Annotated in this window: 15 protein-coding genes and 1 pseudogene; 5 read left to right on the top strand and 11 right to left on the bottom strand. The window is 66.8% G+C overall.

Annotated features, from left to right (window positions below):
- Nucleotides 1-122 precede the first annotated feature (122 nt).
- Both HUU99_RS04520 and HUU99_RS04515 read right to left on the bottom strand, forming a co-directional pair.
- Complete coding sequence (locus HUU99_RS04520) at nucleotides 123-1,328, bottom strand: CmpA/NrtA family ABC transporter substrate-binding protein (protein WP_174285390.1); 1,206 nt, start codon at nucleotides 1,326-1,328, stop codon at nucleotides 123-125.
- Nucleotides 1,329-1,907, bottom strand: coding sequence for an ANTAR domain-containing response regulator (locus HUU99_RS04515; RefSeq protein ID WP_174285389.1), 579 nt, complete (start codon nucleotides 1,905-1,907; stop codon nucleotides 1,329-1,331).
- A gap of 316 nt (nucleotides 1,908-2,223) precedes the next feature.
- Here HUU99_RS04515 and HUU99_RS04510 point away from each other — a divergent pair, with 316 nt between their 5' ends.
- Nucleotides 2,224-3,723, top strand: a complete 1,500-nt coding sequence (locus tag HUU99_RS04510) for an aminotransferase class I/II-fold pyridoxal phosphate-dependent enzyme (protein WP_254602919.1) — start codon at nucleotides 2,224-2,226, stop codon at nucleotides 3,721-3,723.
- Nucleotides 3,724-3,858: 135 nt separating this feature from the next.
- Here HUU99_RS04510 and HUU99_RS04505 read toward each other — a convergent pair whose 3' ends face one another.
- Together HUU99_RS04505 and HUU99_RS04500 are read right to left on the bottom strand one after the other, a co-directional pair.
- Nucleotides 3,859-5,202 (bottom strand): APC family permease, encoded by a 1,344-nt coding sequence (locus HUU99_RS04505; protein ID WP_174285388.1) that lies wholly within the window; start codon nucleotides 5,200-5,202, stop codon nucleotides 3,859-3,861.
- A gap of 11 nt (nucleotides 5,203-5,213) precedes the next feature.
- Entirely contained in the window at nucleotides 5,214-6,338 is a 1,125-nt protein-coding gene (locus HUU99_RS04500) for a helix-turn-helix transcriptional regulator (protein WP_174285387.1), read from the bottom strand.
- 223 nt (nucleotides 6,339-6,561) lie between these two features.
- Here HUU99_RS04500 and HUU99_RS04495 point away from each other — a divergent pair, with 223 nt between their 5' ends.
- From HUU99_RS04495 to HUU99_RS04480, 4 genes are all read left to right on the top strand, one after another.
- On the top strand, nucleotides 6,562-8,265 hold the full coding sequence (locus HUU99_RS04495; RefSeq protein WP_217430775.1) for a hypothetical protein: 1,704 nt from the start codon (nucleotides 6,562-6,564) through the stop codon (nucleotides 8,263-8,265).
- Nucleotides 8,266-8,315: 50 nt separating this feature from the next.
- A complete protein-coding gene (locus tag HUU99_RS04490) occupies nucleotides 8,316-9,704 on the top strand; it encodes a hypothetical protein (protein ID WP_174285385.1) in 1,389 nt (462 codons plus the stop codon).
- Between the two features lie 156 nt (nucleotides 9,705-9,860).
- Nucleotides 9,861-10,946, top strand: coding sequence for a DNA polymerase IV (gene dinB / locus HUU99_RS04485; RefSeq protein WP_302479969.1), 1,086 nt, complete (start codon nucleotides 9,861-9,863; stop codon nucleotides 10,944-10,946).
- Between the two features lie 76 nt (nucleotides 10,947-11,022).
- Nucleotides 11,023-12,153 (top strand): SET domain-containing protein, encoded by a 1,131-nt coding sequence (locus tag HUU99_RS04480; protein ID WP_174285384.1) that lies wholly within the window; start codon nucleotides 11,023-11,025, stop codon nucleotides 12,151-12,153.
- Between the two features lie 17 nt (nucleotides 12,154-12,170).
- Here HUU99_RS04480 and HUU99_RS04475 read toward each other — a convergent pair whose 3' ends face one another.
- The 7 genes and pseudogenes from HUU99_RS04475 to HUU99_RS04450 form a co-directional block, all read right to left on the bottom strand.
- On the bottom strand, nucleotides 12,171-14,030 hold the full coding sequence (locus HUU99_RS04475) for a CHASE4 domain-containing protein (protein ID WP_174285383.1): 1,860 nt from the start codon (nucleotides 14,028-14,030) through the stop codon (nucleotides 12,171-12,173).
- The gene (locus HUU99_RS04470) at nucleotides 14,030-15,931 is read right to left on the bottom strand and encodes an EAL domain-containing protein (protein WP_174285382.1); all 1,902 of its coding nucleotides are present in this window, start codon (nucleotides 15,929-15,931) and stop codon (nucleotides 14,030-14,032) included. The genes HUU99_RS04475 and HUU99_RS04470 overlap by 1 nt, the downstream gene beginning before the upstream one ends.
- A gap of 122 nt (nucleotides 15,932-16,053) precedes the next feature.
- Nucleotides 16,054-16,977: an ROK family protein gene (locus tag HUU99_RS04465; protein ID WP_174285381.1), complete on the bottom strand. Its 924-nt coding sequence runs from the start codon at nucleotides 16,975-16,977 to the stop codon at nucleotides 16,054-16,056.
- Nucleotides 16,978-17,033: 56 nt separating this feature from the next.
- Complete coding sequence (locus tag HUU99_RS04460) at nucleotides 17,034-19,910, bottom strand: PAS domain-containing protein (protein ID WP_174285380.1); 2,877 nt, start codon at nucleotides 19,908-19,910, stop codon at nucleotides 17,034-17,036.
- Between the two features lie 103 nt (nucleotides 19,911-20,013).
- Nucleotides 20,014-21,318: a thiamine pyrophosphate-dependent enzyme gene (locus tag HUU99_RS04455; RefSeq protein ID WP_254602918.1), complete on the bottom strand. Its 1,305-nt coding sequence runs from the start codon at nucleotides 21,316-21,318 to the stop codon at nucleotides 20,014-20,016.
- Nucleotides 21,319-21,408: 90 nt separating this feature from the next.
- On the bottom strand, nucleotides 21,409-21,705 hold the full coding sequence (locus tag HUU99_RS15360) for a thiamine pyrophosphate-binding protein (RefSeq protein ID WP_217430774.1): 297 nt from the start codon (nucleotides 21,703-21,705) through the stop codon (nucleotides 21,409-21,411).
- 64 nt (nucleotides 21,706-21,769) lie between these two features.
- Nucleotides 21,770-21,988 (bottom strand): annotated as a pseudogene (locus HUU99_RS04450) (methyl-accepting chemotaxis protein); the annotation flags it as partial.

Genomic DNA, 21,988 nt, shown 5'->3' with positions numbered 1-21,988 from the left:
TTCGTCGATGGACTTCGTCCCCGGCAGTGGGGCGCGACGTCCGCTGGGCGCGCGTCATCGCGCGCCTTCCTCAGTAGGCAGCAGTTCCGGTCATTTCGCAAGCGCAAAGTTTGCGAATGGTGTCAGGGCGCGAACCCGGCCAGATACTCGCTGATCGCCGACGGATCGAACACGCGCCCGTCGAAGAACAGGTCCGGCCCCAGCATCAGCCTGCCGTCGCGCGAGCCGACGCCGTGCGGTGCCGCGAGCGAGCCTTCCAGCTTCATACTCGCGCCCGGCATCACCGCCCCGCCCGCGCCCAGCGCGCGGCGATAGAGGTCGGAGCGAAACACGTCCGCCGCAGCGCGCTCGGCTTGCGCGCTCGGCGGGATCATATGCCACCGGACCATCTGGGAATAAATCCACAGGGCCTGGCTGCGCCAGGGAAAATTCGCTGCCTGGCGGTGGAACAGGAGGAAGTCGGGCGCGCTCGTCGATGTCCCGCCGTCCACCAGCGTCATTCGCTCGGACAGCGCTGGCAGGAGATGCTCGACCGGCTGGTCGATGTAATCGGGGCGGGACAGCAGGGTCGCCAGCGCGTCGCGGTTGACCGCATCATCGCACCATGCCGCCGCGCGGTCGAGCGCGCGCAACAGCCGATCGAGCGGATCGGGGTGCGCCTCCGCCCAGTCGGCGCGGCACGCCAGCACCTTTTCGACGCCCCGTGCCCAGATGCCCGCCCCGAGCGCGACGATCTCGCCTACCCCTTGCGCGACCGCGACGCTGTTCCACGGTTCGCCCGCGATAAACCCGTCGATCTCGCCGCCGCGCAGCGCTTCGACCATCAGCGACGGCGACAGCACGCGCAGGTTGACGTCACGGTCCGCGTCGACGCCCGCGAAGCCCAGCCAGTAGCGCAGGATCAGCGCATGGCTGGAAAAGCGATGCACGACGCCGATCACCGGCTTGCGGCGGTGTAGCCCGATCGCGGCGGCGAGGTCGTGCGCGCACGCGACCGGGTCGGCGACGCGCGCCGCCGGATTGGGGTCGAGCGCGGCGGCGAGGTCCGGCGCGAGCGTCAGCGCGTTGCCGTTGACGCTCAGCACGAACGGCGCGACCAGCGCGGCGCGATGCTGGCTCAACCCCAGCGACACCGCCACCGCGAGCGGCGCGAGCATGTGCGCCGCCTGCACCTGCTTGTAGATCAGCCGGTCGCGCACCGATGCCCATGAGCTCTCGCGGACCAGCGACAGGTCGACGCCCTCGTCGCGTGCAAAGCCGAGTTCGCGCGCGGCGATCAACGGTGCGGCGTCGGTGAGCGGCAGGAAGGCGGCCGCGATCGGCGTCATTCACGTGTCTCCCAACAGGCCGCTTGCGGTAATCAATGCGTCGGCCACGTCGATGATCCGGCGGCCCTGGTTCATCGCCGTCTTGCGTAGCAGCGCATAGGCGTCGGGCTCGGCGAGCTGCCGGGTCCGCATCAGGATCTGCTTGGCGCGGTCGATCGTCTTGCGCTCGGCGAGCGCGGTCACCGCCTCGTCGCGTTCGGCCTGCATTCGCGCGAAGGCGTGGAAGCGGCGGATCGCGAGTTCCAGCACCGGCTTGACCCGCTCCTTGCGCAAACCGTCGACGACATAGGCCGACACGCCCGCGTCGATCGCCGCGCCGATCATCGCCTCGTCCGAGCTGTCGACGAACATCGCGATCGGGCGCGCCAGCGCGCGGCTGACCGCGAACATGTCTTCGAGGGTGTCGCGGCTGGGACTCCCGAGGTTCATCAACACCACGTCAGGCGAGATCCGCTCGAGCCTCGCTACAAAGCCGCCACGCGGGACCATCACCTCGATGTCGTCATAACCAGCCTCGCGAAGCCCGTCCTCCAGAACGGTCGCCCGCATCCCGCTGTCATCGACGATCACGATCCGCACAGGGCCGCCCCTTGTTGCGGTGCAACATGTTCCGTAGGCCGCAGAACGTCAACCGTTGTCGATCCGCGCGCGGTCGACGCGGTGCGCTACCGCGGGGTCGACGTGGAAGATGCTCTGGAGCCGGCGGAAAGAACCGAAGTTTGAGATTGGTCGAGTACGGCCGCTGCGTTTGCACCCACCGCAGATCCAGAGGCGGGCGTTCCGTCAGGCTTATGGGCGCTCGAAACCGGACGCTTGTTCATCGGCATCGTCGAGGGGCGGCGTCGATCCGCTTGCCGCAGCGTTTATTTCCGCCGGTTGGGCCGGGAGCCGAGCTATGCGTTGTCGCATCATGGACCAGCATAATGCGCCCGTTCTCGAAGCTCTTGCCGCAATCGAGCGTCGAACTGTGCACGGCTTCGGAGCGCCCGGCCATCACCAGGGCGCGACCGTCCCGCGCGATTTGCGCCGGCTGCTCGGCCGCCAGGTATTCGCTGCCGACGTGATTACGCCCAAGGGGCTCGACGATCGCACCGAGAGCGCGCACGTCCTTCAACGCGCGCATGAACTCGCCGCCGAGGCGTGGCATGCGGACTTCTGCCGGTTCGTGACCGGCGGGTCGACACAAAGCCTCCACACGGCGCTCGCGGCGGTGACGCGGGCCGGCGACACCATTTTGTTGGCCGCCAACGTGCACAAGGCGGAGCGCGCGCACGCGCTGGCGGCGGGGCTCAACGCGGTGATCGTGCCCGTCATCGTCGACGCGGCATGGGACCTGGAACACGGTGTCGGGCAGGCCACCCTGGCCGCGGCTCTCGACGCGAACCCGGAGGCAAAAGCGTTCGTCGTCGTGTCGCCGACCTATTACGGGGTCACCAGCGACATCGCCGCGCTTGCCGAGACCTGCCACGCGCGCGGCATCCCGCTGATTTGCGACGCGGCCTGGGGCGGGGCGTTCGCGTTCTGCGAGGACCTTCCGCACGACGCCCTGACGAAGGGTGCCGATATTGCGGTGTACAGCCTCCACAAGACGATGGGCGCTCTCACCCAGGGTTCCGCCCTGCTTGCGCGCGGGGAGCTGGTCGACCGTCAGCGACTGTGGATGGCCTACGAGTTGTATGAGACGACCAGCCCATCGGTGCCGATCTTGGCGAGCCTTGACGCCGCCCGCCGCGATCATGTTCTCAACGGCGAGGCGCTGTGGCGCAAGACGCTCGCGAGGGCTGCCGATCTGCGCAAGCGCCTGGAGCCAATCGAAGGCGTGCGGATCTTTACGGAAGCCGATCTGCCTCCGGGTACCGAACTCGACGGCTCGAAGGTTCTGATCGATATCTCCGGGCTGGGCGTGTCCGGCTATGCGATCGACGACTGGCTGAACGAGCACCACCGCGTCAGCGTCGGCTTGTCGGACGCGCGTCATCTTTTGGCCATTGTCTCGGTCGGCACGACCGCCGGTAACGTGAGAGCCTTGGCACGGGGCCTTGCGGATTGCGCGCGGCGGCTGCAGTCGGGGGAGCTGTCGCTGCCGGCTATCGGCGACCCGCCGGGCATCGCTTCGCTGACGACGGATATGTCTCTCGATCCTGCAGATGCATTCTTCGGGGCCGTCGAGCAGGTCCCGCTCGCCGACGCTGCGGGCCGTATCGCCGCGGAGACCATTGCCCCCGCCCCGCCGGGCGTACCACGGCTGGTGCCCGGTCAGCGCATAACGCCCGAGCACGTCGCCTGGCTGACGGCAAACCGCGATCTCGGTGCGTTCATGCTCGATCCGATCGACCCGACCGAGCGCAGTGTCCGGGTAGTCGCGATCCGCCACGCGGCCGCGACCAGGAATTGACGATAGTTGCGCAGTGTCGACCCCGTTCCGGACGTTCGGCGCAGCCGCAGCTCTGCCACAAGCGCCGTTCGTTCGCCGACGATCCCGATAGAGTATCTGCATGGCCGGGAACGCGTTGATCCTGACCGCCGCTTTCTATCGCCGGGTTGCCGGGCGGGCAGCAGCGGCGGCGATACCGGCGCATATGACCAGAAGGGCGATGCTGCATCTCGCGGTAGCGTCCAGCAAGTCCGTCGCCACGAACATGGCGAGGATCGCCAGCCCTACCCAGGGCAGAGCGGGATAGAAGGGCGAGCGGAAGCTCCGCTTGCCGGTCTGTCCGCGCCGGCGGCCGACCAGCACCGCGACGACCATCAGCGCCGGGGTAATGAGTTCGCCCGAGATGAGCAGGAGGAGCCCCCGCTCGCCGACCATAGTCAGCAGTATCGCCGCGCCGCCCAGCAAGAGCGCCGCGGTAACGGGCGCGCCTGAGCGTTGGCCGAGCCGGCTAAGTGCCGACGGTCCGTCGGCACCGCCGAGCGAGCGCGCCGCGGCGAACACGAAGCGGCTATAGGCGATCGTCGCGCCGGCGACGTGGTCGAGGATGGCGATCGCCACGATCGCTGCGAACGCCTGGACCGCGACCGGCCCTGCGATCGTTCGCACCGACGCGGCGATCGGTGCCGGGGACGACAGCATCGCGGCAAGGTCGGGCGTGCCCACCGCCACGCCGACGATCGGCAGCGCGACGAGCGCGATCGCCAGGACGCTGCCCCACACGACGACACGGCCCACCACCCGGCGATCGCCCTCGATCTCCTCCGCGAAGTTCAGCGCGAGGTTGGAGCCGGAGCAGGCATAGGCGGCGGCGATGGTCCCGAGGATCAGCGGAATCGTGCCGGTCGGCGCGAGGCCCCCGTGCGGGCCGGCGACGACCGGGTGCAACAGGACGGTTCCGAGGGTGCGCGCCGGGCCGCGCCACTCGAGCACGATCAGTGCCAGCAGCGCCGCCACCTCCGCGGTGACGAGGGTGCCGGTCACCCACATTCCGGTCCGCAGCCGCAACACGCCGATCACGGTGGCGACGCCGATCGCGGCGATCGCGAGCGGCAGGATCGGCAGCGACGGCACCACCTCGCGCGCATAGACGGCAAAGCCCAGCGCCACGAAGGCGATCAGCGCGGGCGCGGTGACGATCCCCAGCACGAGCGCCGCGGCGCGACACCGCGGCCCCAGCACTTCGCCGATCCCGTGATAGACGCCGCCCGCGTGCGGGAATGCCGAGCCCAATTCCGCGTACAGCAGCGCCGAGACCATCACCACCCCGCCGCCACCCAGCATCGCGATCGCCGCACCGGTGCCGGCAAGGTGCAGCACCGCCGCGCCCGTGACGTAGACCGATCCGGCGGGCGACAGGGCGGCGAGCGTCAGTGCGAGCACGCCGGCCGGGCGAAGCGATCGTCGCAGCCGGTCGTCGCCGGCGCGGGGCTCGGTTGCCATGCGCGTCGCCGCTAGTGGTTCGAGGCCGAGGGCAGATCGAGCCCGGCCAGCAGGCGGATCAAATCCTGCTGCCGGCCGCACCCGGTCTTGTGGAAAACCGCCTTCAGCTGGTTGCGCACCGTATGGATCGAGACCGAGCCGGACTCCGAAACGGCGCTCAGGCTTTCCCCCGCCCATAAACGCAGCGCCAGCCGCGATTCCGCCCCGGTCAGGCCGAATGCCTGACGAAGCTTGTCCTGCGGGGTCGATCGCGGCGGCGCGACATCGGCGACGGTGACCAGCACGCAGCGCGCCGAGGCGAAGCCGGCGATCGCCCTCGCGCCCATCCGCGACACCGTCAGGGCGTGACCGGACCGCCGGTCGCGGCCCGGCAGGATGATCGGCGCGCCGGGGATACCGGTCCGGAACGCGCTCGTCAGCGCCGCTTCGAGCGCCCGGTCGGCGACGGCGGAGACGGCGCGCAGCCGGCCGTCGACCAGGCGGAGCGTCGTCCCGCCTTGCATCAGCACCTCGCCAGCCGCGCTGTGCCGAACGACCCGCAGGGACTCGTCGACGAAGAACATCGCCTGCGGCGAGGTTGCCAGCAGGACGTCGAGATGATCGAGCTGCTCCTGCCGCACCGCCAGTTCGCGCCGCAGCCGGGAAGCGCGGATCAGATGCGGCTGGAACGGCGCGATCGCCGCAATGTCCCGGTCCGCGAACGGTCCCTGGCGTCGCGATCGTCCCAGCCCGATCGTCGTTAGCCAAGGCCCTTCGAGCGACAGGAGGATGCTAAGATTATGTGCCGCGCCGATCGGATCGAGGAACTCGTTGAGATAGGCGCTGCGTTCGAAATCCTCGCGGTCGATCCAGTCGCTGTCGCGCGTAATGCGAGGTGCCCATGCCGACGCATAATCGGCGAGGTCGTCGACCAGCAACAGGCAATTGGCCTGCGCCCACTCCGCCCTGTACAGCTGCAGGATATCGGTGGGCGTCCGCGCGCAGATGCCGTCGCCATGACCATCGAGAACGTTCATTTCGAGGAAGTTCGCAGGATGCGCGCCGCTGCGGTCCGCCAGCTCGCCGAGCAACGGACTCCACAGCCGGTCGTCATAGGGCGCGTCGTAGATGAGATCGACGAGCTTCTCGTCCGTCATCGCCCCGGTCCGGCTCGCTCGCATAACGGTGTCGCCCCCAACGTCCGTACGGAAGGTTCCGCCCCGGTTCGTTAAATGACTTTATCGCCACCGCATAGCGCAAACGGGTCATGCGCGCGGCGCGCGAACGGGCGATTGCTCCTGGGACGGTGATGTTCCGGTCGCGGACATATCCAAGCAGGAGGCAGAGCACGTGTCATCGAAATGGCTTGGATGGGCGACCGTGTCGGCGATCGGCATAAATCGAACACGAGGAATCCTGCTGGCCGCAACGATCTGCGGACCAGCTTTAAATGTGCAAGCGCTGGCCCAGTCAGCGCAAAGCTCAACAGTCAGTTTGACTAACTTGGTGAATACCCGTGCCGATAGTTTTCAGAAACTAGAAACAGCCTTACTAAGCGGAGCTTCCGAGGCGGATCAGACCGCGATTAATGATTTGATACAATCAGGCAATGCTGCCTTAATATCACAACTAGAGCAATCGCACCTTTTCAGCGAAGCGCAGATCGCTGGGATTACGGGTCCAGACTCAGCGTCATATCTAGATAATTTAATTGCCACTTCCAATCCAACGCAACATCCAGAATTACTTGCCGTGATAGATGCCAACATTACACGAATTAACGCCCTGATCGACCTGCGAGAGAGTCAAGCGAATGCGAACAACGTCGCCTTAGAGCGCGTTCGTGCCAACCTTTTAGCTCGGCAGCAGGCTTGGCATCTGCTGTTCGCACCGACTAACCCGAACGGGACAGAAAATGTCGTGCCGACCGCGCCGCCGCCAACGCCCGACAATGGCAACGCGCCGACTTTACCCACGCCCGCGCCGAACATGCCGGCTTCACGTAATTCTGCCCCTATTCCGCAAATTGATCCGCCTGCGACTCCGGATACGCCGCCACCCGCTCCGCTTCCGCCCGTGCCAGTACGGCGAGGAACGGTGCCCAACAACACTCCTGATCCGGCTCTGCAAGTCGACGGTCCGCGAACTGTCCCAACTGCGCCGCCGCAGCAGCAGCAGAACGATCCAGCGACAACCGTGCCCAAAACTCCTATTCCGGCCACGTCGGGGCAGCCGTTAACGGGTCAGCAACAGATCGAGGGTGCGTTAAACGCCCCGGTCCACTTTCCCGTAGCGCCTGTCGTTGTCCCTCCCCCAGCCCCGGGAGTTCCTCCCGTGAACGGTCCTTCACAAGGATTGTCTCCTTCGAGTAGCGACCCAGTTTTCACGCCTCAGAATACTAGTCCGGACCTCGGACTTCCCAATGGTCAGCAAAGTACCGGGTCGGCCGACGGCGGCCCCGGCACTGGAACCTCGAACACCGGAACAGCAGTCGCGGATGCCGCGGCCGCCGCAGCCGCGGCGGCAGGCGTGTCGGGAGGCAATGGTTCCGGTACGGCCGGTCCGAGCGGCGACCAATTACCACCCATTGTGCTACCTCCAACGCTCACGCACCCAGGGCGGGTTGGTGTCACAGACACGAACTCAGGCGTCGCCACCATTGTGGATGGCATCGACAGCGGCGCAGGCTCTGTGCAAGCCGGAAGCGGAACGGCCTCCGCCGTTCAGGGTTCTTCGGCCGAACCGAGCAATAACAGCAATGTCACCGGCACATCCTTGGCACCGATCTATCAAGGATACACTGTAGTGCCCGGAGCTAATGGCTCTTCGGTCGTCGCCGTTCCGTCAACCCAAGTACAAAGGCCTTCTTCGGTGATCACCGCACCGTCGACGCAGGTTGCCGTTACGAGCACCCAGATCAACGTGCCCAGCACGCAGGTCAACGTCCCCTCGACGCAGGTGAACACACCCAGCACGCAGGTAAACGTGCCCAGCCTGCAGACAAACGTCCCGTCGACCCAGGTGCAGACGCCCAGCAGCGTGATGACCAGCCCCGATCTCCAGCCCGCGCTGTGCGGCCGATGACGCCGGGCTCCCGCACCCCGTCCACACACAAGCTCGAACGGATTCGATCCATGCGCATAATATCGCTCGGTTGCCTGGCGCTGGCGGCGATGACCCTCTTCGACCGCAGCGCCTCCGCCCAGTCGATCACCTACGTCGTCAAGCAGCAGATCGGCCAAGGATCGGTGGCGGGCCAGATCACGACCGACGGCACCGCCGGGACGTTGGCGGCCACCAACATCACCGCGTGGAACCTGGCGCTCAACGGCGTCGGCGCGACGTACAATATCACCAACACGAACAGCTCGGTGGTCGTCCAGGGCGGTGCCACGTCGGCGACCGCGCAGAACCTGTCCTTCAACTACAGCACCGCAGGCACGAATTATCTGCTGTTTCAGCAGGGACTGTATTCCGGCACCCATTACTGGTGCAATTCCAGCGCGGCCGGCGCGTGCGCGCAGGGTGCCAGCGTGGTGCCGAACAGCGCCTTTGACAGCGCCGCCCAGTTCGAGGCGCGAACCGGATCGCAGGTGCTCGGCATGGCATCGGGGCCGATGTTCGTGACCACCACCGACGCGCTCAACCAGTCGCTGAACAATCTCGCCGCGAGCCAGAAGGCACAGCTCATCACCGCGAACCTGTTCAGCCAGGTGCTGCTCGGCAAGAACGAGCAGGTGAGCTGCGGCGATTGCGGCGGTGCCGGCGCGACCTTCGGCAGCCTCAGCGTATCGGCGCATGGCCGCAAGGCGATCACGAACGAACTCACGGCCCTGTTCGGCATCGCGGTCGGCCGGTACGAGGAGAAGGGTGCCTTCATCACCAACTCCTACACCTTCGCCGGCGGGCTGCGGTACGATCCGTCGACCATGGGTGCCTCGCGCCCGTATTTCGAGCTCGGCGGCGCGGTCGCGCCCGATCAGCACGCCACCTACCAGCGCCCGTACATGACCGGGACCGGCCCCGCGACCGGCATCGGCCAGACGAAGACGACGAACATGTCGGTCTATGCCCGGGCGGGCTGGGTATCGCGCCTGACCAGACGCGACGAGCTGGCCGGCGCCATCAGCTACGGCCATAGCTGGCAGATCCAGCACAGCTATGCGGAGGCACCGGGGCCGGGCAATCCGTTCGACGCGCAATATAGCCGCGGCATCAACGAGGTGAACATGGCGGGCGTGTCCGCGCAATATTCGCATCTGTTCGGCCACCGGCTGGAACTGGGCGTCGACGGCAGCGTCTCCCGGTCGTTCGGCTCGCGCAACAGCATCGTGACGACGATCGACGGGTTCGGACAGAATGCCCTTCCGGCGCACGAGATCACCTATTTCGAGCCGGGCGGGCGGCTGAGCTACCGCGTCTCGCGGCGGCTGAAGATCGACACGTTCATCAACGCGACCATGTCCAACCAGTCGATCGGCATCAGCGAGCATGGCGGTTTCGGCGTCAACCTGAGCTTCTGATCGGCAGTTCGACCCGCGGAATAATCGATTGCAGCGGTATGCAGTTATTGGGAACACCAACCCAACACCCGACGGATTTGGATCGCCTGGCGGGCTTCCTGCTGCATCGACCATCCATCGCTCGAAAAAGACCGCCGATCGCGCTATCCGCGCGACGTGGACGACCCGCCTTCCCGTCAGCGCAAGATCATCCATATCGATATGGACGCATTCTTTGCATCGGTGGAGCAGCGGGACGATCCGGCGCTTCTGGGCAAGCCCGTCGCGGTCGGGGGGTCGCGGGCGCGCGGGGTCGTGGCGGCGGCGTCTTACGAGGCGCGGGCGTTCGGGGTGCGATCCGCAATGCCGTCGTCGACCGCGATCCGGCGGTGCCCCGATCTGGTGTTCGTCCGGCCGCGGTTCGCCGTGTACAGCAGCGTGTCGCGGCAAATCCGGTCGATCTTTGCCGATTATGCGTCGCTGGTCGAACCCCTGTCGCTCGACGAGGCGTATCTGGATGTCACCGACGATATCCGGGGGCTCGGCTCCGCCAGCGCGATCGCGGCGGAGATACGCGCCCGGATCGCGGCCGATACCGGACTGACCGCGTCGGCCGGCGTCAGCTACAACAAGTTCATCGCCAAGCTGGCTTCGGACCAGAACAAGCCCGACGGCATGTGCGTGATCCCGCCCGACCGCGGCGCGGCGTTCGTCGCGAGCCTGCCGGTCAAACGCTTTCACGGTGTGGGCCCGGTCACCGCGGCGAAGATGGCGTCGCTGGGGATCGAGACCGGGGCGGATTTGCGCGATCGGTCGCTGCCATGGCTGGAGACGCATTTCGGGTCCTATGCCGGATATCTGTTCCGGGCGGCGCGCGGCGTGGACGACCGGCCCGTGCGAAGCAACCGCGTCGCCAAGTCCGTGGGTGCGGAGCGGACGTTCGAAACCAACCTGGTCGCGCCAGAGGACCTGCATGCCGGGCTCGACCGGGTGATCGAGGCGGCGTGGGAGCGGATCGCGCGCGCGGGTGTCATGGGGCGGACCATCACGCTGAAACTGCGCCACGCGGATTTCCGCACGATCACGCGCGCGCGCTCGCTTGCCGTTCCAACGGGCGAGCGTGCGGTATTCGGCGATGCGGGACATGTGCTGCTGAGCGCGCAACTGCCGGTGCCGGGCGGGGTGCGGCTGCTCGGCATGACGCTGTCGGGTTTCGGCAGTGCAGCGGAGCCTGTCGAGCGGCAGCCGCGATTGCCGCTCTGACACGCCATCGACACCCCGTGGACGGAGTCGCCACATTCGTTTACCATATCCGAGGGCATCTTTTCGGGCGGGGGACATGACGATCGAACCGTGGTTCATCGGCGCGGTGGCATTGAGCCTGCTGGGTTACGGCGTGTATATCGTCGGTCTGTCGCGCCACCTGGTCGAGCCCAACCGCGCATCCTGGCTGATCTGGAGCGCGGCGACGGGCGTCGAGGCGGCGACCTATGCCGCGGTCAACCCCGGCGCGCCGCAAGCCTGGGTCTTCATCCTCTCGGCCTTGTGCTGCGTCCTCGTTACCGCGGCGATGTGGCGCCGGTCGCGCTGGCGCACGCCGACCCCGGTGGAGGGCGTGTGCATGACCGCCGCGCTCGGGTCGATCGCGTTGTGGCTGGTGTTCCGCGAGGCGTTCTGGGCGCATATGCTGGTCGTCGTCGCGGTGCCGGTCAGCTTCTGGCCGACCTGGCAGAGCGTGTGGCAGGACCGGGCCCGCGAGCGATCGCCGGCCTGGGGGTTATGGACGCTCGCGGATCTCTCGACGTTGCTTGTCGCTACCCGGGTGCAGGGATCGGGCATTGCGGAATATACGTATATTCTCGTCGAACTGCTCTGTCATGCGAGCGTATGGCTGATGGTCGGGCTCGCGACGATCAACCCGGTCCGGTCGCTGGCGTTCGGGCGCGGCGGGCTGCGGGTCCTGGATGCCTATCTACCGGGCAATCCGTTCGCGGTGCGCGAGACGCACCTGGGCAAGGCGGTCTACGCCGCAAAGCGGTTCGCGGAGGGCGAGCAGATCGTCCGTTTCACCGGTCGGCGGGTTCGTGCCGCGCGGCTGCCGCGGTCCTTGCGCGGCGCGGCGGACCGGTTCCTGCAAGTCACCACCGATCAATATATGGGGCCGTCGGGGCGGATCGACGATCTGATCAACCATAGCTGCGCGCCCAATGCGGGGTTGCGTTTTACCGATCATGGCGTGGTGCTGATCGCGTTGCGCGCCATAACGCCGGGCGAGGAGATCGCGTGGGATTACTCGACGACGTTGAAGGACTCGGGCTGGCAGATGGCGTGCCAGTGCCGGCAGCCGGGATGCCGCGGTACGGTCGGCGACTTCGCAACGCTGCCGGCCGAGCGCCAGGCGTGGTTTCGTGAACGGGACATGGTCGCGCCGTATCTGCGCGAAGAGATGGTGCGGGAGCGGGCGGCGTAAGCACGCCGGGCGAAGGCTTACGCCGCGTCCGCCAGCACCACCGGCTCGACCGCTTTCAACGTCAGGATCGCGACCGCGCCCTTGCCCTCGCCCTCGCTTTCCAGCCGCAGTGCCCCATCCATCGCCGTCATCGAATTTGCGCACCAGTGCAGTCCCAATCCGCCCGATTTATGCGCGCGCGTAGAGAAACCGCGTTGGAACAATGTCTTGCCGATATCCGATGAAAAACCCTCGCCGTCATCGCGGATCGCGATAATCACATGGCCGTTCGCATCGGATTCGATCGTGACCGATATCGTCCCACTGCCTGTCCCCGTGGCGGCGATCGCCTCCGCGGCGTTACCGAACAGATTGCCGATCACCTGACTGAGGATCACGCGGCTCGCCAACGCGCGGCACGGATGTGCGGGGAAGCTGAACGCGATCGACGCCTTGTCCGAATAGCGCGCAATGGTGGCGTTGCGTGCGACGATCTCGGCAACGTCGCAATCCTCCAGCGGCGGACGTTCATGCGCGTGCGCTTGCTGCTGGCCGATGATCTCGAGCACATGCGCCATCGCCTCGCGTCCGACCTGCAATTCGGCGCGGGTCGCGGCGCGAGTCGCGACTTCCGCCTCGATCGCCGCGGCGACGAAGGCGGTGAGCTTCACGCGACGCGCCGCCGGGACGTCATCCTTCGCAAGTTCGCCGAGGGCACGGTCCAGCATCGTGCGATCGACCGGCGGCCCTTGCGCGACGCCCTGGCTAAGGATCGTCGAAATCGGATTCAGCGCGTTGCGGACATTGTGCATGACTGCGACCGCGCTTTCGCTTCGGCCAAGCGCGAAGGACTGGACCTCGACCTGGCCGCGCAGATCGTTCAATTGGAGCAGCATCGCGTTGAAGCTGCGGCCGAGCGACCCGATCTCGTCGCGCCGGCCATCCTCGTCGAGCGGGCCGAGCGTACCGAGCGCGCGGACTCGCTGCATATGCCGTTCGACGCGGTGCAGCGGTTGCAGCACCTGGCTTGCGATCATCCGGCGAAGCACGATCAGCACGATCAACAGCAGCAGCGTCGATCCGGCGATCGCAAGCAACAGCATCCGTCGGCCGAGGAGCGAAACGTCGCGCGGAACGCTGAACCGCGCGCTCGCGACAGCCCGGCGATCCGCGCCCAGGATCGGCACCGCGATCGCCAGCGTCGATGCGCCGCGGGCCGCCGCGTCGCTCCTGCCGATCGGCGGGGCGATCCGTGCATTGACCTGGAGCAGCGCGGACAGCTGGTGCGGCGTCAGGATACGCGCCATCAGGACGTGCCCGCGTGCGGTTCCGCTGCCATCCGACTTGCGGATTTTCGCCACACCGATGGCGGCGACCGTCGAACCCAGCTTGGCATAATAACGTGCCGAACTGCCGCGACCGACGACATGCGCCAGGTCGGTAAGCGCGATCGATCGCAGGAACGCCGCGCGTAACGCGGGGTTCTCCGTGCCCGTTGCGGCATCGAGCCACCGGGCGATCACGATGCGTCCTTCGGGTGTCACATAGGCCATGCCCTGCACGCCCAGATTGGCCATCGCGAGCTTGGAAAAGCTGTCGCGTTCGAACTTCGCGCCCGGTGCCGCCATATAGTCGTAACTGTCGTTCCAGTCCCCATAGTCGCGCACCGCACCCTCGACCTTGGCACCGTAATCGGACAATGCCGCGCGCGTGCGGTCCACATTGTCCGCGATCACCTTGTCCTCCAGCTTCGCGAAGCTTGGTGTGATGACGATGGCGAGCAGCAGGGTGATACCGAGCGCGCCCGCCAGCCCGACGAATGTCAGGATGACGACCAGCTTGGCCCCAAGCGAGGTCGGCCGGACGAGCGGCTGCAACCGGCCCTTTGCGATCGGCATCAGCCGTTGGTCCCGTCGCCCAGTTCGATCGTGCCGGCACCGTCGTTGGCATCCTCGCCGATGAACCGCCGTTCGGCGAGGCCACACGCGATGTCCTCGGCCACCGGGCGCGAGAAGAAATACCCCTGTAAATGGCTGGCACCGGCGATCCGGAGCAACTGGACTTGCGCCGCGGTCTCGACGCCTTCCGCGATCACCTCCAGCCCCAGCGCATGGCCGAGATGGATGATGGCATGAACGATCGCCGCACTCTCGCGCTCGCGGCCCATCCCGTCGATGAAGCTGCGGTCGATCTTGAGCGAGTCGAGCGCGAATTTGCGAATGTTGTAGAGACTGGAATAGCCCGTCCCGAAATCGTCGAGCGCGATACGGAAGCCCATCTGGCGAAGCTTGTACAGCGTCTCCGCGGCGCGTTCGGCATCGTCGAAGATTGCGGTCTCGGTGATCTCGATCTGCACGCGCGACGGCGAAACGCCCGCACGCTGCACGCTTTCCATCACATGGCCGACGAAGTTCGTCCGGCGGAACTGGCGCGGGCTGAAATTGACCGAGACATATTGCCCCGGCCAGCGCGCCAGCACCTTCAGCGATTCGGTCAGCACCCAATCGCCCAGTTCGTGGATGATGTTCGTCTCCTCCGCGATGGGGATGAAGACGGCGGGGCTGATCGGGCCATATTCCGTCGTGTTCCAGCGCACGAGCGCCTCGAAGCCCACGATCTCGATCGTGTCGCGCTTGACGATCGGCTGGTAGACGAGGCTGAGTTCACCCTTCTCGATCGAACCCGCCAGCCCGCTTTCGATCCGGCGGCGGAAGCGGATGCCTTCGTCCATGCTCTCGTCGAACAGCCGGGTCATGCCCCGCCCCTGCCGCTTGGCGTCGTTGAGCGCGAGGTCGGCGCGGCGCATCACGTCGATCGGATCTGTGCCCTGCGCACCGTCGACCACGACCATGCCGGCGGATGCGCCCGCCTGGACCGCATTGCCGAACACTGTTAGGTTGACCGAGCAGGCCGCGACCATCCGGTCGCATGCCATTTCCGCGGCCGGTTCGCCGGGCGCGTCGAACAGCACGCCGAATTCGTCGCCGCCGAGCCGCGCGACGAGCGCGCCCTCGGGTGCCGAATGCTGCAGGATTTCAGCGATCTGCCGGATCAGCGCGTCGCCCGCCAGATGCCCGAGCGTATCGTTGACCAGCTTGAACCGGTCGAGATCGATCATCGCGGTGGCGAACAGTCCATCGCGCTTGGTCCGTTCGGTCAGCGCGCGCAGGAAGAACAACCGGTTGGGCGCGTCGGTCAGCGAATCGTGCATCGCGATATGGATCGCGCGGCTTTCGTTCGCGGCGAGTTCGAGGCCCTGCTCTTCCAGCTGGACGATCTGCTGCGCCATCAGCGCGCGCGCGCTCGAGAGTTCGCGGTCGACTTCCCAGCGCTTGGCGAGCGCGGTGGCGGTTTGCTGTATCTCGGCGACCTCGAAGGGTTTGGCGATGTAGAAGATCTTGTCCGCCGGGCCGGCGACCTTGCTGATCTCGATCGGCGAGAAATCCGAATAGCCGGTGACGATGACCAGATTGACCTGGCCGTCGAGCGCGCGGATTCGCTTCGCGGTCTCGCGGCCGTCGATGCCGGGGGGCATGCGGATGTCGATAAACGCGACCGAATAGGGATCGCCCGCCGCTAGCGCGGCCTCGACCGCGGCGACCGCGTCCAGGCCCTGGTTGCAATGCGTCAGCGCGAAATCGGGAAGGACATCCGCGGCATCGTCCGCGGCATCGTCGTCGCCGAACAGATCGGCGGCCATCGCATCGAGCGCATCCGCGCCTTCGCCGCGCTGCGACGCGAAGCTGCGGGCGTAGCTGTCGTGCATCGCCGGCTCGTCATCGACGATCAAAATCCGCATCGCGCCACCGTCCGTTCCGCGGCAACCAGCTTGCCACTCGGTCGCCATGAGGTAGCCGGGTACGGTTAAGGCGCGGTTACCGGCTATTGCCGGTCGGGTGTCTCTTCGGGGTCGGCGTCCGCTCAGGACGCGGTGAACGACGTCTCCAGCGTCCGGCCAAGCGCTTGGGTACCAAGCACGATCGCACCGAGCGGCCCCGCCCGCCCACCGAGCACCGGCGGGACGATATAGCTCTCGGTCAGCGCGATCTCGGGCAGCGGGATATAGCCGCCCAGGCTTTTCGTCATGGCGGCGCGAACGCGGGGGAACAGATGCGGCGTACCGACCATCACCCCGCCCCCCATCACGATCCGCCGCGGTACGCCCGTCATGACGAGCGTGTGGCATAGTTGACCAAGCGCGTGCGCGACGCCGTCCCAGGCCTGGTGGTCCGCGGGCAGGTTCTGCGCGGCCACCCCCGTGCGTGCCGCGATCGCCGGCCCCGAAGCCAGCCCTTCCACACAGGCCCCGTGGAAGGTGCAGTTGCCGATCCAGTCGTCGCCGGGCAATTGCACAGGGCGGATATGACCCAGCTCGCCGTGCGTCAGCCCGTCGACGGGGATGCCGCCGGCGATCATCCCGACGCCGATCCCCGTACCCACCGTCACATAAGCCAGGTCGGCCAGACCTTTGCCCGCCCCCCAGCGCGCCTCCGCCAACGCCGCGCCTACGACATCGGTGTGAAACCCGGTCGGCACGCCGCTATGCGCGGCCAACCGGCGCGCGATGTCGGTTCCGGACCAGCCCGGTTTCGTGGTTATGCTGATCTTCCCGTATTGCGGCGAGGCGTGATCGATCACGATCGGCCCGAAGCTCGCGATGCCGAGCGCGGCAAAGCCCCGCCATCCGTCGAGCACGGCCTCGATCGCCGCCAGGGTCTCCGCCGGGCGAGTGGTCGGAATGCGCTGCTCCGCCTCGATCTCGTCGGGTCCGCGCGCCAGAATGCAGATGCATTTGGTGCCGCCAAGCTCGATACCTGCAACCAGCGGTGCGGTCGTCGTCGTCATGCCCGGATAGTCCTTCTCCGACGGTCTTCGCCCGTGGTGCCCGCCGCGAACATCGATCAGCCTGACGCACCTGCGATGAGCGCGCGGATCCGCGTCGCCAGCGCATCCATCGCGAACGGCTTGGTCATGACGTGCATGCCCGGGTCAAGATGCCCGTTCCCGACGACCGCGTTCTCGGCATAGCCGGTGATGAAGAGGATCTTGAGGTCGGGCCGCGACAATCGCGCGGCGTCGGCCATCTGTCGGCCGTTCATTCCCCCCGGTAGTCCGACATCGGTCACCAGCAGGTCGATCCGCTGACCGGATTGCAGGATCGCGAGACCCGACGCCCCGTCCGCCGCCTCGATCGCCATATAGCCCAGTTCGCCCAATATCTCTGCGACCAGCATGCGAACGGTCGGCTCGTCGTCGACGACCAGCACGGTCTCGCCCGCCTCGGCTCTCGGCGGTTCGGCGTTTGCCCCCTCCTGCGCGTCGATCGCCTCGCCGAAGAAGCGCGGCAGGTACAGGCACAAGGTCGCGCCTTCGCCGACCTCGGAATAGATCCGCACCTGCCCGCCCGATTGCCGCGCGAAGCCGTAGATCATCGAAAGCCCGAGCCCGGTCCCTTCGCCGAGCGGCTTCGTAGTGAAGAACGGGTCGAAAGCCTTCGCGATGATGTCCGGCGTCATGCCGGTCCCGGTGTCCGAGACGCAGAGCGAGACATATTGCCCCGGCTCCAGGTCGCGTTCGCGCGCGGTGCGCGCGTCGAGCCAGCGATTGCCCGTTTCGATCGTCAACCGCCCACCGCCCGGCATCGCGTCGCGACCGTTGATCGCGAGGTTCAGCAGCGCGTTCTCCAACTGGTTGGGATCGACGAGCGTCGGCCATAACCCGCCCGCCGTCACGACCTCGACCTCGATCGCCGGCCCGACCGTCCGGCGGACGAGGTCCTCCATGCCGCCCACCAGCCGATTCACGTCGGTCGGTTTGGGATCGAGCGTCTGCCGCCGGGAGAACGCCAGCAGCCGATGCGTCAGCGACGCCGCACGCTTCGCTGCCCCTTGCGCCGCCAGCGCATAGCGTTCGAGATCGGCGTATCGCCCTTGCTGCACGCGGATACCGATCATCTCGAGGCTGCCGCTGATGCCGGTCAGCAGATTGTTGAAATCATGCGCCAGACCACCGGTCAGCTGTCCCACCGCCTCCATCTTCTGGCTTTGGCGGAGCGCCTCCTCCGCGGTCATCAATTCCTGCGTCCGCCTGGCGACCTGCGTCTCGAGCGTTTCGTTCAGCGCGGCCAGTTCGGCGGCCTGGCGACGATTCTCGTCGATGTCGGTATTGGTGCCGACCCAGCGGAGAATGGTGCCGTCTTCGCCCCGCACCGGCTCGGCGCGAACCAGAAACCAGCGATAGACACCGTCCGCGCGCCGGATGCGGAATTCCACCTGGTAAACGTCGCCCGTCGCCAGCGAATGGGCCCACGCAGGTATGGCGACCGCCTGATCGTCGGGGTGGATGACCCGCATCCAGCCCGATACGCCCCGCAATCCTTCCAACGTCTCGTCCCCATAGGCGAAGACCTGTTCGTTGAACCAATAGAGGTTGCCGTCGGGATACGCCGCCCAGACCTGATTGGGCATCGCCTGCGCGAAGACGCGGAACTGCTCCTCGCTTTCGCGGCGTGCCTGTTCCGCCCGCACGCGCTCGGTCGCGCCGCGAACCCGTTCCGCCACTTCACGCATCAGGGCCAGTTCGTCCGGATGCCAACGCCGCGGCCCATCGTGATTGGCAAACAGCAGCGCCACCAGGCCGCCCTGTTCGACGAGCGGCATGTTGACGAACGACCGTGCGCTGATCGCCTCCAGCACCGACGCGTTGCCGCTGGTCCGCGCGTCCAGCCTGACGTCGTCGATCGCCACCGTCGTGCCGGCCTTCAGATCGTCGATGTAAGATCCGTGATCGCGAAATTGCAGGACGCCGGCGATCGACCGGACGCCGGGCGCGTTCCAGTCGCGTTCGACGGTGATCGTCTCGGCGTCCTTGTCGATAACGCCGTAACCGACGCGCGAAACGCCCAGCGCGTGGCCGAGCACCTGCGATCCGACATAGGGGATCGTCGCCGGATCGATCAGGTCGCGGACCCGGTCGGCAAGCTCGAGCAATGCCGCCTGCCCGCGTTCCGCCCGCTTGCGATTGCTGACGTCGAAACTGACGCCTGGAAAACGTTCGGGCGTGCCATCGGCATCGAGGATGCAGCGGCCCTGTGCATGGACCCAGCGGTGATCGCCGTCGGGCTGAACGAGCCGGTATTCGGCGGCGAACGTGCCGCCCGATCGCATCGCCTCCGCTATCGCGGTTTCGACATAGGGGCGATCATCGGGGTGGATGCCGCCGAAGAACGTGTCGATCGACACCCCTGCCCGCGCCATGTCGGGATCGACGCCGTATAGCCGGGCGAAGCGCCCGTCGGCGGTGACCCGGTCGGTCGGGATATGCCAGTCCCATGTCCCGACGCCGCCCCCCGCCGACAGCGCCTGCTGCAAATGTTCTTCGCTGTCGGCCAGCGCCAGGTCGGTCTGCCGGCGCGCGGTGATGTCCGCGAAGATGACGGCGATCCGGCGCGCTTCGGGCTCGCCGACCCGAAACGCATGGACGTCGAACCATCGTCCCGTGTCGTCGGAATGGCTCTCGACATGCAAGGGTTCTCCCGTGATAGCGACGCGGCCATACAGGTCGAGCCAGTGGATATGGCGTTCCGGCATCGTCTCGGATGCCAGTCGACCCCTCGGGTCCGCTAGACCGGCCTGCCGTTCGAACGCCGCATTGGTGTCGATGAACCGGTAATCGACCGGCCATGTTTCATCGAACAATACTTCGACGATGCAAAAGCCCGCGTCGATCGCCTGAAACAGCGATCGATAGACGGTGTCGGCCAGGATAGGCGATGTCACGATCCGACGATCCCCGGTAATCAAATGATGCTGCCGACCTGAACGCCGATCGACCCGGCGCGATCCATGGCCCCGTGAGCATCGCCCTTCCGGCGCCACGCCATCATCCGCGCAACACGGCGAAGGCTTCCTTCACCTTGGCAATCCCGAAACCGATCGCCTGTCCCGGTTCGATATGCGCCATTGCCGGCAACTCGTCGGGATCGACGATGGCGTGCAGGATCGCCGGCCCCGGAGATGCCAGGAATTCGCGGACGGTCGCCGACAGCGTCGCGGGATCGCGCGCGGTGAAACCGGCCGCGCCGCACGCGCGGGCAAACGCCGCGAAGTCCATGTTGGGAAAGCTGCTGCCGCCGGTCGCGGGCAGCCCCGCCCCCTCCATCTCCAGATGGACGAGGCCCCAGCGGCTGTTGTCGTAGACGACGATCTTGACCGGCAGCTTGTGCTCGACCGCCGTCATGAATTCCCCGGCCAGCATCGTGAAACCGCCGTCGCCGATATGCGCCACGACCTGTCGATCGCGGTCGAGCGACTGTGCCCCGATCGCGAGACCGAGCCCGGTGCCGACTGCGGCATTGTTGAACGATCCCGTGATCCGCTGCCGACCGGTCTGGCGCAGCCAATTGGCCGCCCACAAGGTCACCTCGCCCGTATCGGTCACGACGATCGCGTCATCCGCCGCCGCATCGCTGATCGCCCGCGCGACGGCCTGCGGGTGGATGATGCCGGTGCTGCGCGAAGGATCCGCCTTGGCATCGAGCATCGTATCCCAGGTGGTGCGCTTGTCCTGCGTCTCCGCCAGGAACGCGCCGTCGTCCTTTTGCGCCAGCCGGTCGAGCAGCATGCGGAGTGTCGGCTTCACGGACCCGACGATACCGAGCCCGACCCGTGTCCGCCGCCCGATCGCGAGCGCGCGCTCGTCGACCTGGATGACGTTGCCGTGCTTGGGCAGAAAATCGACATAGGGGTAATCGGTGCCGAGCATCAGGAGCAGATCCGCATCCCTGACGGCGTCGACCCCGGCCCGCCCGCCGATCAGCCCGACGCCGCCGATCCAGCTGGGATGCGTGTAGGCCAATAGATCCTGCGCGCGGTACGTATGCATCAGCGGTGCCTTGAGCCGTTCCGACAGCGCGACCAGTTCCGCCTCCGCACCGCGTGCACCGGCACCGCAGAACAGCGCGATCGTGCCCGCCCCCGCGATCAGCGCGGCGGCGGCGGCAATATCCTCGGATGCAGGCGCGACCTCCGGACGGGGGCGCAACGTCGGAATGCTCGGCGTCGCCGTGCCGACCTTTGCAGCAAACACGTCGGGCGGGATATTGATGTGCGCAACCCCGCGCAGCCCATAGGCCGCCGCGATCGCCTGATGAAAGACACCGGGTGCCTGCGCCGCCGCTCCGATCACCTGCGTATAGACCGCGACGTCGCGGAACAGCAGATCCGGCGAATCCTCCTGCAGATAATCCGTACCGCGCAGCGCCGACGGAACCCCGCCCTATATCGCAAGCACCGGAGCATGATCCTTGCGCGCCTCGTACAGACCCGGCACCAGATGATTGCCGCCCGGTCCCGTCGTACCGCAACAGACGCCGAGCCGTCCGGTCAGCTTCGCCTGTCCGGCGGCGGCGAGCGCCGCGCCCTCTTCATGACGGACGCCGATCCATTCGATCGTCGATTGCTGGCGGATCGCGTCGGTGAAAGGATTGAGCGCATCGCCCACGATCCCGAAAACCTGGCGGACGCCGATATCGGCCAGCGTCTTGACGAGCAGTTCGGCGACGGTCGTGGACATGGCGGGCTCCGGCTCGGGAAAGCCTCAATCCGTCGGTGCGTACGATGTTCCGGTCGGAGCCAGGTCAGGCGGCGACGTGCGTGGCGAAATCGCCCGCACTGAGCTTCAACGTGCCGAGTCGCCCGTCGAGCGTGACGAAGCCGCGGCTGACCTCGTCGATTTCTCCTGCGACGGTTTCGGTATCCTTGCGGATGGCGGCGACGGTAGAGGACATCGAGTCGGCGGCCAATGCGGTTTCGTCGACCGCGGCGGTGATCGACGTCACGGTCTGCGCCTGTGCCTC

It is taken from the genome of Sphingomonas bacterium, assembly GCF_903642285.1.
Lineage (GTDB): Bacteria > Pseudomonadota > Alphaproteobacteria > Sphingomonadales > Sphingomonadaceae > Sphingomonas.
Note: the sequence above shows the minus strand (reverse complement) of the source record. Positions and strands in the feature narration are given on the sequence as shown.